Here is a 12543-nt window from a genome sequence, read left to right as displayed (position 1 = left end):
CCGTTATAATCAGTCTTTTTTTACAGAAATTTTTTGCTTATTGCTAATCTGTGTGGCAACAGGGTGTTATTTTTAATCATCAGCAGGTATTTCACACCCGCCTCTGAAGCCTGATGCACAAAAGCATGTTGTCAGCGAACCACTCAGATATTTATCCTCAGAATCATAATAATATTCTGCTGAAATTGTCAGATCGTGGCTTCCCTTCCGCTTGGGAGAGCAGTATTCAAGAAGATAATAACTGTTCACATCCTTCAGGATTCTTTCAGCAATATCCTCGAATTTTTCCACCAGCTCGGAGATATCATCGGCAAGCACGAAACCATCTCTGCCGAATTCTGCCAAAGTTTCATCATCTATGTCACCTCCCAGGCCAATTGTATAGACGGAAACATTTTTCCCCGTATCATAAAGCGTCTGCAAAGCCTCCTCCCTTGTCTTTCTGTCAGCCTCGTCCCTCCCATCAGTAAAAACAACAACAGAACCCACGGTGATCGTATTGCCTCTTTTGCCCACCATGCCCTCCACTTTTTCTATTCCTTTAATAATAGCACCATAAAGGTTTGTTGAAGGATCATTGCTTATCTTCGTATCAATGCTGTAAATTTTTGAAATAAGTTCGTCTGATTCCTCATCAAACTCGGCTAGTCTATGGATACCATCCGCACCGTCGAAATACCAAATTCCCATATCTATTTCTCCGAAGTTTTCACTATTGGGAGCAGGCATGATCTCATCTGCAAATTTTTTGGCAGCTTCTTTTAAAGTTTTCAGGCTGTCACTTTCCAGAACACTGGCGCTGAGGTCAAGAAGCAAGAGGGTATGAAATTTGAATTTTCCAGGTTTGGGAAGGATTGCCTGTTTGCTTTCAGCATCTGAAATTGGCTTTTCATCATCGTCTTCATAAATTTTGAAATGATCTGATCTGAGATCTGTAATGGGTATGCCATCTTTTGTCTCAACTTTAAACAGCAACGAGACATTTGCAGGTGCTTTTTCATCCTGATCCTCAAAGCTGAGAACCAGGCCGCCTTCTTTGTCGCTAATCGGATCCCCTTTGCAGTCACAGCCATCTGAACCGTCATCGCTGCTGGAACAACTTATAAGCAGGAGGCTTAATCCTATGATCATTATGAGTTTGAGACACCGGTATTTTTTCATTTTCATCCTTTCTGATAAAAGTTATCTCGTTCCCAGGCGGAGCCTGGGAACGAGTTTATAATGATGGCTTTTTCTTATGAAAATCTGTCGCCTGCTCAAAATTATAAGCAATTCTGAGAAGCGCTTCTTCGTTAAAATGTTTCCCTGTGATCTGGAGTCCGATGGGAAGCCCGTGCGCTGAAAAACCGCACGGAACAGATATTCCGGGAATTCCGGCCAGATTTGCGGACAGGGTAAATATGTCAGACAGATACATGGTTAATGGATCGTCAACCTTTTCTCCGATGGGAAAAGCAGGCGTCGGTGCTGTGGGTGAGAGAATCGCATCGCACTTTTCAAATGCCTTGTTAAAATCCTCCATGATGAGGGTTCGCACCTGGGAGGCTTTGCCATAATACGCATCGTAATAACCTGCGGAAAGACAGTAGGTTCCGATGATAATCCGGCGCTGTACTTCAGGCCCGAATCCCCCGGACCGTGTACTTCGATACATGTCTGTCAGTTCACTTTTGTCTTTGTCTCTGAACCCGTACTTCACACCGTCGTACCGGGCAAGGTTTGAGCTGGCCTCAGAAGGAGCAATCACATAATAGACAGCCACAACATATTTCGAGTGAGGCAGGGAAACTTCGATACATTCGGCCCCCATCTCTTGTATTTTTTTAATCGCGTCTTTTACTGCGGCAGAAACATCAGGATCAAGCCCCTCGACTTCACTGTATTCTCTGGGAATGCCCACAGTCAAGCCATTTAAACCGTCTTTATTGAGAACAGAAGTATAATCCGGTGTCTCTTTTGGCACGGATGTGGAATCCGCGGCATCATACCCGGCAATGGCATTCATCATCACGGCCGCGTCTGTGACACTTTTTGTCACAGGCCCGATCTGATCCAGGGAGGAGGCAAACGCGACCAGCCCGAAACGGGAAACCCTTCCGTAAGTGGGTTTCAGTCCCACAACACCGCAGTGGGAAGCGGGCTGACGTATGGAACCGCCAGTATCTGATCCCAGAGAACTGATACACATATCCGCGGCAACCGCGGCAGCAGAACCTCCGCTTGATCCCCCGGGAATACATGTCAGGTCCCAGGGATTATGCGTAATCTTCATGCCTGAATGTTCATTGGATGAGCCCATGGCGAATTCATCCATGTTCGTCTTTCCCACAATCACGGCATCGAGTTTTTTCAATTTTTTAATCACCGTGGCATCATACGGCGGAACAAAATTTTCAAGAATCTCTGATGCACAAGTCGTGCGAAGCCCTTTTGTACACATCAGATCTTTAATGGCCAAAGGAATACCGGTAAGGGGCGAAATATTACCCTCGGAAATCGCCTTATCCGCAAGCCTGGCCTGATCCATTGCCAACTCATCCGCCACAGTGACATAAGCCCCCACTTTTTCCTCCACAGCGCTGATACGGTCAAGAACCGCCTGCGTCAGTTCCTGTGAAGAAATTTCTTTTTCTTTCAGAAGTTTATGCGCTTCTTCTATTGTCAGTTCATACAACTTCATATCTTCTCCCACAATTTAAGCCTTAAAACCGAATTTCGAGTTTCAAGTTTCAAGTTTCAAGTTTCAAGTTTCGAATTTCAAGCAATCACCTTGGGAACCACAAAATTTCCATCTTCTTTTTCAGGTGCGTTAGCAAGGGCATTCTCTCTGTCAAGATGTTCTTTTTCCTCATCTTCGCGAAACGCATTCGTGAGAAAAATGGCATGGGAAGTTGGTTTTACGCCTTCCGTGTCAACTTGTTTTAATGTGTCAACATATTCCAATATTGTCCCGATCTGGCTGGCGAATTTATCTATGGATTCCTCATTCATGTCGAGACGGGAAAGGGCTGCGACATGAATCACTTCATTTTTTGTAATTTTCATAGTGACTCCTTGTGAAAATTGTGTCCGTAAGACCTCCGAGGTTTTGAAAACCTCAGAGGGCTTTGTTTCGATATTTAACTATTGACTATTATAAATATTGTCATTTTTTAGTACTGGTAAAAAATGAATTAATTTGGTCTTTGTTTAACCTCTTTCTTGTACTTTTCCCTTCTGCTCTGCTCTTGAAATACCCCACTCTTACCCTGTAAAATGTGCCTTTTCCCGGAACAGATCCCTCTGCCACATATGCGGAATATCCTTTTCGTTTAAGTCTTGCCACCAAGGCACCGGCATCTTCTTTTTTTGTAAATGAAGCAACCTGTATGGTAATATTTCTTTCAGTTCCGGCTTCCCCACCTGATTTCTTTGACTTGGATTTCCGAGACGTGACCACCTTGGCTTTTTCAGATTTCCGGGACGTGACCACCTTGGCTTTTTCAGATTTCCGAGAAGAAACAATGGTCTTTCTGTTTTTTGATTTTTTTGTTATTTTAGAGATTTCTGTTTTTTGAACACTGTTTACCTTTTTCGTTTTTAAAGGGATTTTTTCAGGTAACGGTTTTATTTCATTCTTTTTTTCGGATTGTTTTGCATCATATTTTTCAGAATTTTCCTCTTTGTTTTTTTCGACCTTTTCAGACGCGTCAAATTTGAATTTGACATTGTTTTCAGAACTTGTCAGTTCCTTGTGAAAATCGAAATTAAGCGAGCCATTATTTAATGACTCCCGGTCCATTCTTAAACGTTTTTCTTCCTCGCTCATCATCGCTTCTTTTAAAACAGCCAATTCTTTTTGAAGCTTTTGCGTGTCGAATTTTACAGGAGCAGTCCCCCTTCCCACAAGAATACCGAGTACAAATATCCATGCGGAATAGAGGAAACACAGCCCCCATTTTCCAAAACGTTTGCAAAACAGCAGAAAACGAGATTTACTCTTTTCCCCTAAAGAGCGATTTTTACCGTTTATCCTCATTATTACCGTTTACATTTTTTCCGGGGCAGATACCCCTAAGAGTCTGAGTCCGTTTCGTATGATCTTCTGAACCGCCATTATCAGGTACAAACGCCCGCTGGTCAGAACGGGATCATCAGCCAGCACTCGGTGCTTATTATAATAAGCATGAAAAGCAGAGGCAAGATTCATAAGATAATATGTGATACGATGAGGTTCCATGCACTCTCCGCTGATTTCCACAGTTTCAGGATAACGGGTCATCGCTTTGATGAGCTGAATTTCTTCGGGTTCTTTCAGTGTTCTGAGGATTTCAGAGATTTCCGAAGCTTGCCCCTGAGAGGGGTTGGAAGTTTTGAAACCTTCGGACATGTTTATTCCTCTTTCACGCCCTTTTCTCAGAATGCTTGATATTCTGGCATGAACATACTGAACGTAAAACACAGGATTGTCATTTGTCTTTTTCTTAGCCAGCTCCAGATCAAAATCCAAAGGACTTTCATAATGGCGTGTCAGAAAAATAAACCGCGCCGCGTCTCTTCCCACTTCGCTGATGACATCCTGAAGGGTGATAAATTCACCTGCCCGGGTGGACATGGCCACAGGTTCGCCCTCTCTTAGCAGGTTCACAAGCTGGACAAGAATGACATCAAACTGATTTTTATCACGGCCGGACGCTTCTATGGAAGCTGCCATTCGGGGAATATAGCCGTGATGGTCCGCGCCCCAGACGTCAACCACCCGGTCAAATCCCCGTGTGAATTTGTCCTGGTGATACGCGATGTCCGATGCAAAATAAGTTGTCAGGCCGTTTTGTCTCACAACCACGCGGTCTTTCTCATCTCCGTAATCTGAGGTCTTAAACCAGAGCGCGCCATCTTTCTCATAAATACTCCCGCGAGTGCGAAAATGATCCATCATGGCATCCACGCTGCCAGAATCAAAAAGGCTTTGCTCACTGTACCAGTTATCAAACACAACGCCAAAGGATTCAAGGTCTTCCCTGATACCTGAAAGGATATTTTTCGCTGCAAGACGCGCACAATATGAAATGGCTTCGGCTTCATCCTGAGCAAGAAGGGCGTCTCCTTTTTCATCCTTTATTTCTGTTGCAATATCAACAATATAATCCCCCTGATAACAGTCTTCGGGAAACTCGGTTTCCTGTCCGAACAGCGTCTTATACCGCAGGAAAACAGAACGCCCCAAGGTATTGATCTGCCTGCCGGAATCATTGATGTAGTATTCTTTTTGGACATCATATCCGCAAAACAAAAGGATGTTCGCTGTCGCATCCCCCACGGCAGCCCCCCGCCCATGACCCACATGGAGCGGCCCTGTGGGGTTGGCGCTGACAAATTCCACCTGAACTTTTTTTCCATTGCCTATATTTGAAGCACCATACTCCATATCTTTTTCATGAATTTCACAGAGAACCGGATGCCAGGAAAATGTATTGATGAAAAAATTTATAAATCCGGGACCCGCGATTTCTGTTTTTTCAAGGACATTGTCCGGGTCTTTCAGATGGGTGATGATAGCTTCTGCAATCTTTCGGGGAGCCATTTTCTGAACAGATGCCATCACCATTGAAATATTTGTTGAGAAATCCCCGTGAGCTTCTATTCTGGGCACTTCAATTTCCACCTCAGGGAATTCAGATGAAGGCAGCGCACCTTTTTCATATGCATCTGTTACTGCCTGAATGATCATTTTTTTTATTTTTTGCTTCATTTGGTTTTTGATATCCTCTTTTATATGAAAGTGTTAGGTGTTAAGTGTTAAGTGTTAGGAAAAACTGCAAAACTTTCATACTTCGTTGTGACCGGCAGGTCATGGCCGTTTATATAAAAGTCATTTGTGATTTGTGATTTGCAATTAGTGATTTGCAATTTGCCCCGAGTTTCATCGTTCGTTGTGACCGGAAGGTCATCACTGTTCAGCAGATCGGAAATTTTCCGGACTGTGTGCGGGAAAACAGAGAAACCCGGGTTTTTTCCCGGACAAAGTATCTCCCCTGCCGGAAAAAGCCGGGTCTCTCCCCTGTCTGCTGTGTCCGCCCCGCCTGATGCGTATGGATTACAAACCTCGTCCAGCAAAGGCTCCGACTGCCCTTCGACAAGCTCAGGGCACGGTCAGAGGTCAGTTATTTATCATTATCAGACTGAGCTTCCAGGTATTTCATGAGTGCCTGATAGTCATCCTTGTATATATCCACAAACCTGACTCCCATCTCATATCCGGGACCGCCCGAAAGTTTCCGACACCATACCACTTCTCCGATAGCGGTCAGAGGCGCGTCTGAAGATACATCTAAAAACAAAGAAAAAGGCTTTTTATAGCTTTCCCAGCCGGGTATGTTAATTTTCAGACTAAGGACAGTTTCCGGTTCATAAGGAATTGTCAGGGAAAAACATATTCCGCCGATGCTTATATTTTTGGAGAGGTAGCTTTTCCCCGGCGTTTCAGGCAAGGGGTAAGAAATTTTGCTTACTTCAATAGGAATTTCTTTGGAAATCCTTGGAAATTCACGATGATCTTTATCTGATTTTAGCTCGCTCATTTTATAACACCTGCTTGGCTTTCAAACCTTTTTATGATTAATGGCACTCTGTTTTTCAACATATTAAAAAAATAACAGAACTATAGAGAAAAGCAGTCAGTTTGTCAAAAAGAAACGGTATTGCATGATATGATATTGTATTTACAGATTTTAAGAAAAAGATTATCCGGAGTGCAAAGCTCTGCTTTGTGCTTATCCGGCATGAAACACTAATTCATTATGATTTGTGCGGGGAGCCTGTATCGCTGGAAGAGGATTTCAGCCGGGCTGAGTTTGTGACCACTGAAAATATGGCTGCGGATAAATCAGGGCTTGTTCACGGCGGCTTTATTTCCGGTCTCGCGGACTAGGGATAATCTGCCGGCTGTAGCCCCACAACAGTGGGAAATCGCCCTGAGACATACCCTTCTTTGTAACAGGAAAAAAACACATTGTTCTGGCATCCGGTACAGAGACGGGTTTCCGAAATATTTTCCGCCAGGATACCCCTCCCCATGAGTTGGGCTTTAAATGCGGATGCAAGATCAATGGCATAGTTTCCGTCTCCCTGATAACAAAGAAAAGGCTGCCAGAAAGGCTCCTCTTTTTGCATCGGGTTTTTGAACACATAGCAGCACGGGTATATCAGAGGGCCGATACCGACCCGGAGCGAATCCGGCCGCACGTCATAATGGTCTTGTAACGCTGTGATCACTTTTCCTGTAAAATCAGCGACCAGATTGCGCCATCCAAGATGCAGCACCCCTGCAAAAGACAGGGAAACATCGGTGAAAAGGGCTGGTATGCAATCCGCAGTGCTGACCAGAAAATACGTTCCCGGTGTGCGCGTAAACGCAGCGTCAGTTTTGATCAGCACATTTCTGAAATTTGTCTGTCTCCTGGTTTCATCTGTAAATACAATCTGATCACCGTGACAGGGATTTAAAATATGAACAGACTGATTATCAATTCCAAATGCCTGAAATAGCAATTCCCGGTTACCCGGGGCATCAGGGTCTTTGGTGGCATAAGCTGTATTTAACGAGGCATAAGGTGCTGCGCTTCGTCCTCCTGTTCTCGCAAAGAATCCGTGTCGAAGCGGAAAGCGGGTCAGAGAAAAGCGGATCAGACCGTCATGAACCCGAATCATATAGTTTTTGTCTGTCATATTGTTAAGTGATTGGTGATTGGTGATTGGTGATTTGCGATTTGTGATTTGTCATTGCTCCGGGTAGTGTCCCAAATCTGGATATTCTTCGATATTTATAAAACTGATTCAGAGGATTTCAGAGTTTATGTTCAGAATTGGAACTCTGCTGAGAATTTTTTATCCAGATGCTTATTTCGATTCAATAAATTTGGGGGGGAGCTGAAGCGACTTTCCTGACATTTTGGTTTCGTGCAAAACCATGAGCGTTGAAGAACCATGGGCCAGGAGCTTACCTTCCGCATTCGTGACTTTTGCATCTGCATAGCAAAGTTTCCTCCCCATCTTTATGCGCTGACCCGTGGCAATAAGTTTTCCGGATACAGCAGGCGCGAGATAATTGAGCTTGAGATCAACAGAAGCCATCCACGCGTCCGGGTCTTCTATTTCATAATAAGCTGCCCAGAAAGCCACTGTGTCAATTAACGTGGCAAACACACCGCCATGAACAACGCCCCGGAGCTGGGTATGTTTTTTTTCGATATCAAGTTCAATTCTCGCATATCCTGTGCCAATGTCAGTCAGCTTCATGGAAAGCAGAGAAGGATAAGGGGAGATATTGATGAGGCTGGAAAGTTTTTTAATATGTTCCGGGTTCGGTGTCTTCATCTCACCAACTGCTCCAATTCTTCGTCATATTTATCAATAACATTCTCCCAGGCAAAGCCGCCCATGATGTCAGAGAGGTGTTGAATTTTTTCCTGAAACTGGGAATGATTTACAATGAGAAACGCAAGCTTGTCAACCAGTTCCGTGGGATTGTCATAAAGAAAATCAGAATGAAACGCCCGGGGAATGACCTCCGGATACGCCAGCCGGTTGGGCAGCAGAGGAATACAGCCATAACGAACCGCCTCAACCACTGAAATGCCGAAATTTTCCTGCGTGGCAGTGCTTATCACAAGGGTTCCCTGTCTCAACATGTCCAGATAGGCTTTTCTGGATTTCACATAGCCATACTGAATGATTCGGTCTCCGTAACGCTCCCGCGCGCGGATAAAGGCTTTGGGAACCACCTGAAAATTCTCTCCCAGAAGCGCCAGGCGGAACTCATGACCTTGCTCAAGCACCGCATCCAGCGCGTTAAAGAAGTCATCCGGATTTTTATCAAATTCCCAGCGGTGATTCCAGATAATCAGCGGCGGAGCATCAGAACGCGTGAATGTTTCTTTTTCAGATGGAAACTGACACCCCGGATAAAGCACGCTGCTTTTGGAACGGATTGCCTCTGTCACCCATTTGGGATGATATTCGGGCATCATTTTCAGAAACCCGGGAAGACTTGAAAAAAAAGTGTCAAAATGAGTGTGAGAATTAAAAACAACCCGATCCGCGGCCAATCCTGTGGTAATATCGGTAAACCCGAACTGAAAATCCATATGCTCGCCCGGAGCCAGCGGATAGGTCATCTGGCTCTCATGGAAATAAACCATTGCAGGGGGACAGGAAGGTTTGCAAAGGGCTTTGAAATCCGACAAACTCATAATATCCGTGGTAATCAGCCCGTCATATTTTTCCACAGAGGAAATCTTTTTTAAAAAATATAACGCGGCCCCCCGCATCCGCCACTTCCAGAAACGGGCAGGCAGCGTAAGAAGATCAATATCATGTCGTGAGTTCGCGATCAGACCCTCTGCAAAATTCCGATGAGACCCCCCGAAAAAAGGCTCCAGAAACAGAAATTTCAATGTCTAAAGCCTCCAGTATTTTATGTTCATTTTTTTTGCCTCTGCGGGACTGAAAGCCCCTTTCAAATCTATGACAAGCGAAGTTCCTTCGGTACACAGACGGACAATCTTTGAAAGCCCGAGTTCCTTATACGCGTCATGTAAGACCGCGACAACCACAGCGTCAACGCCCACAAGCGATTCCATTTCCTGAAGTTCCACTCCGTAGTATTTTTTGGCTTCTTCCGCGTCTGCAAGCGGGTCATGCACAAGGACATCCATGCCATAATCTTTTAACTCAGCAATGATATCCACTACTTTCGTATTTCTGAGATCAGGCACATTTTCTTTGAACGTGATCCCCAGCACCGCGATCTTTGCGCGGCGGACCTGTTTGCCCAGTCCGATGAGCATTTTCACGGTGCGTTCCGCAATAAATTTTGCAATGCCGTCGTTGATTCTCCGGCCGGCCAGTATCATCTCCGGGTGATAGCCCATGGATTCAGCCTTGAAGGTCAGGTAATACGGATCAACGCCGATGCAGTTATGCAGAACCAGCCCATAATCAGAAATAATCGTCTCTGTGTCCTTCACCTCAAGGGAATACACATAATCATCTTCTGCACGTTCGATTTGCTTCAGATTTACAGCTAAGAAGCCGTCAGATGATTCGTATTTACCACTTTTGACGAATCTTACCTTGTGGCTGAAATACGCCTCAATCTTTTCACGTTTATCGCCCAGAAACATATCTCTCAGTTTCGAGATATTTTTATGCCCGTGAACATATAACAGAGGTTTTTCTTTATCAAAAGACAGAGTGACGCCATAATCCTGCAACAACAAAACAACCTGATGAAACAATTTTTTACTGATCGAGAAATAACTGATTTCGCAGGAACAATTTCTGCCAATGTACGGCTTGTCATTTTTTACATAAGCTTTTGAATCCGTGAGCGTCAGTTTGACGCCGCCATCCCCTCTTAAAAGTCCTTTCAGAAGATTTTCTTTTATACCTTCGGAAGCATAAAGTAAAAAATCAGGAACAGCCGCATCATAACTGTTCCTGCCGCAATTTAGGACATTCAACAATAACTTGCCAAAAAGGTTCGAGGATAATTTTACATGGGATGCCTTATCTGTTTTTGAATGATAAACAGAATACGAACATCCCAATTTGGAGATGCACTCACAAACATCTTCAATGTATTCTTTCTCCGAAGAATGAAAGGTCCACCTCGTCCGGTAAGACTTGTCTTTTGTGATACATCCCTCACTCAGATAATATCCGACAAGGCGTGCAAAATCCTCATCAATATTGATAACCGCTCTGATCTGGTTATAGGACGGCCCCCTGCCGGTGGCGAGAAAAATTTCGTCTCGTGTTATCGGCATTGCGCCCGTATTTTCCAACTCAAGATACAAAGCAAGCGGCAGATAATTATGAGCATAAAAATTTGACGCTTTCACGCGAGTATGCTGTTGTATCCTTAGCTCATTCTTATGGTCCCTGAACTGCTTCGAAATGGGCCTGACCCTGACATTTTTCAGTGTTTTTTCATCAAGAAGTTCTATCAGATCCAGTTTCCTGTCAAATTCAAATTCAGGCAGTTTTGTGTTGACAACAAATTGATCAGAAAGTGTGATATCCTTGGCAAGTTTCACGGTGAACTTTCCAGAGTCATACACAATCATCGGATGGTCATCTGAAACTTTGACGGTCTGATTCGTTGACGTTCTGAACTGAATCAGATTGGAATATTTCCGCTTTGTCAAAAGGTCAACTTTCTTAAACACCGCTTTTTCTGAATCCAAATCATAAGATAATATCTCCATGTCGCTGGGAATTTTCACCGCGTTTATCTTATCCGGGCGGGTTATCAGTTTAAGATGGGAACCTGTCCCGTTGTTACACGGAAAAGCCGGAACTTCATAAGCAGGGGCATTTCCGACCCGAAGTCCGGAAACAGGAATTTGTTCCGCGTTAAAGTGGCAGGTGTCTGCTTCAGTTTTTTCGCAGCATGAATTGTATAACGCTTCGATTTCAAAGGTTTTAAATTCTCCGTCAACCTTTGCAAAGATTAACTGATCTTTTGATAAGCAATGCCCTCCTACGAGACCCGGTCTGAACGGAAGAAAATTCCATTTGGTTCCCGCAGCCTCAAGGACTTCCAGGGTATCAATGTCCATTTTATCAAAAATCATGGCAAGCTCGTTCATCAGGGCGATGTTCAGATCCCTCTGAGTATTTTCTATCACCTTGGCAGCCTCGGCCACCTTGATCGAAGAAGCCTGATGAAGCCCTGCTTTTACAACCTTGGCATAAACATGGGAAAGCAGCGTGACGGTCTCCTCATCCGAACCGGAGACAATTTTTACAATATTCTCAAGCGTATGGACTTTGTCTCCCGGGTTGATTCGCTCGGGGGAATACCCCACGGTAAAATCTGTGCCGAATTTCAGGCCGGATTCCCGGGCCATGATAGGCACACAGACCTCTTCTGTGGCTCCGGGATACACCGTGGATTCAAACACGACACACGAACCTTTTACCATATGTTTCCCCACAATGCTCGAAGCACCCCGTAACGGACTGAGATCCGGGATGCGATACTCATCAATGGGGGTTGGCACGGCCACAATAATCAGCCTGCATGAAGAAATATATTCCGGGGCGTTCGTATAAAATATTTTCGCCTTATCCAAGTCTTCCCCGGAAACTTCCAATGTGCGGTCATAGCCCGATTCAAGCTCTTTAATTCGTTCTGATTTAAGATCATAGCCCACAACTTCAAAATGCTTTGACAGTTGCACTGCCAAAGGCAGTCCTACATATCCCAGACCGACAACCGCAATTTTATCCTCTCCTGACATCAGTGATTCAAAAGTAATCATATGTTCTTATTCCTCCGGGCAGTTTTTTTGCGGGAAGGGTGAAACAAACCATAACCCGCCTGAAACATATTCTTTTTGACGGGTTATGACCCGTCCCCCCTGTCTGAGCCGCATGAGTTTTGCTGAATCCCCTTTTTCCTAAATATAAAGCAAAATGTCAATAGGGTGAAAGGAGTATTTCCGGGGGAGTTTTGGCGGAACCTGAAAAGATTTGTCATTAGTCGTCAGGTTCAGG

Annotated in this window: 11 protein-coding genes; 1 reads left to right on the top strand and 10 read right to left on the bottom strand. The window is 44.5% G+C overall.

Annotated elements, in window-relative coordinates:
• Positions 1 to 72: 72 nt before the first annotated feature.
• The 6 genes from dnm_RS17925 to dnm_RS17900 all read right to left on the bottom strand — a co-directional run bounded on the left by dnm_RS17925 (position 73) and on the right by dnm_RS17900 (position 6560).
• The gene (locus dnm_RS17925) at positions 73 to 1161 is read right to left on the bottom strand and encodes a VWA domain-containing protein (RefSeq protein WP_207678288.1); all 1089 of its coding nucleotides are present in this window, start codon (positions 1159 to 1161) and stop codon (positions 73 to 75) included.
• Positions 1162 to 1216: 55 nt separating this feature from the next.
• Complete coding sequence (gatA, locus tag dnm_RS17920; RefSeq protein WP_207678287.1) at positions 1217 to 2680, bottom strand: Asp-tRNA(Asn)/Glu-tRNA(Gln) amidotransferase subunit GatA; 1464 nt, start codon at positions 2678 to 2680, stop codon at positions 1217 to 1219.
• A 77-nt stretch (positions 2681 to 2757) separates the two neighbouring features.
• Positions 2758 to 3045 carry an Asp-tRNA(Asn)/Glu-tRNA(Gln) amidotransferase subunit GatC gene (gatC, locus tag dnm_RS17915; RefSeq protein WP_207678286.1) on the bottom strand — a complete coding sequence of 96 codons (288 nt, stop codon included), beginning with the start codon at positions 3043 to 3045 and terminating at the stop codon, positions 2758 to 2760.
• Positions 3046 to 3145: 100 nt separating this feature from the next.
• Positions 3146 to 4018: an SPOR domain-containing protein gene (locus dnm_RS17910; protein WP_207678285.1), complete on the bottom strand. Its 873-nt coding sequence runs from the start codon at positions 4016 to 4018 to the stop codon at positions 3146 to 3148.
• A gap of 9 nt (positions 4019 to 4027) precedes the next feature.
• Complete coding sequence (gene argS, locus dnm_RS17905) at positions 4028 to 5731, bottom strand: arginine--tRNA ligase (RefSeq protein ID WP_207678284.1); 1704 nt, start codon at positions 5729 to 5731, stop codon at positions 4028 to 4030.
• A 412-nt stretch (positions 5732 to 6143) separates the two neighbouring features.
• Complete coding sequence (locus dnm_RS17900) at positions 6144 to 6560, bottom strand: PilZ domain-containing protein (protein ID WP_207678283.1); 417 nt, start codon at positions 6558 to 6560, stop codon at positions 6144 to 6146.
• Positions 6561 to 6748: 188 nt separating this feature from the next.
• Between dnm_RS17900 and dnm_RS17895 the strand changes: the two genes are divergently transcribed.
• A complete protein-coding gene (locus tag dnm_RS17895; RefSeq protein WP_207678282.1) occupies positions 6749 to 6910 on the top strand; it encodes a hotdog fold domain-containing protein in 162 nt (53 codons plus the stop codon).
• Here the strand turns inward: dnm_RS17895 and dnm_RS17890 are convergent.
• The 4 genes from dnm_RS17890 to dnm_RS31330 all read right to left on the bottom strand — a co-directional run bounded on the left by dnm_RS17890 (position 6907) and on the right by dnm_RS31330 (position 12308).
• Complete coding sequence (locus dnm_RS17890; RefSeq protein WP_207678281.1) at positions 6907 to 7707, bottom strand: purine nucleoside phosphorylase YfiH/LACC1 family protein; 801 nt, start codon at positions 7705 to 7707, stop codon at positions 6907 to 6909. The genes dnm_RS17895 and dnm_RS17890 overlap by 4 nt on opposite strands.
• Positions 7708 to 7878: 171 nt before the next feature.
• On the bottom strand, positions 7879 to 8355 hold the full coding sequence (locus dnm_RS17885) for a PaaI family thioesterase (RefSeq protein ID WP_207678280.1): 477 nt from the start codon (positions 8353 to 8355) through the stop codon (positions 7879 to 7881).
• Entirely contained in the window at positions 8352 to 9434 is a 1083-nt protein-coding gene (locus dnm_RS17880; protein WP_207678279.1) for a tRNA-queuosine alpha-mannosyltransferase domain-containing protein, read from the bottom strand. Before dnm_RS17880 ends, dnm_RS17885 begins: the two co-directional genes overlap by 4 nt.
• A gap of 3 nt (positions 9435 to 9437) precedes the next feature.
• On the bottom strand, positions 9438 to 12308 hold the full coding sequence (locus dnm_RS31330) for a nucleotide sugar dehydrogenase (RefSeq protein ID WP_207678278.1): 2871 nt from the start codon (positions 12306 to 12308) through the stop codon (positions 9438 to 9440).
• Positions 12309 to 12543: the final 235 nt, after the last annotated feature.

This window comes from Desulfonema magnum (assembly GCF_017377395.1).
GTDB lineage: Bacteria > Desulfobacterota > Desulfobacteria > Desulfobacterales > 4be13 > Desulfonema_C > Desulfonema_C magnum.
This window is presented reverse-complemented; position numbering and strand designations above follow the sequence as displayed.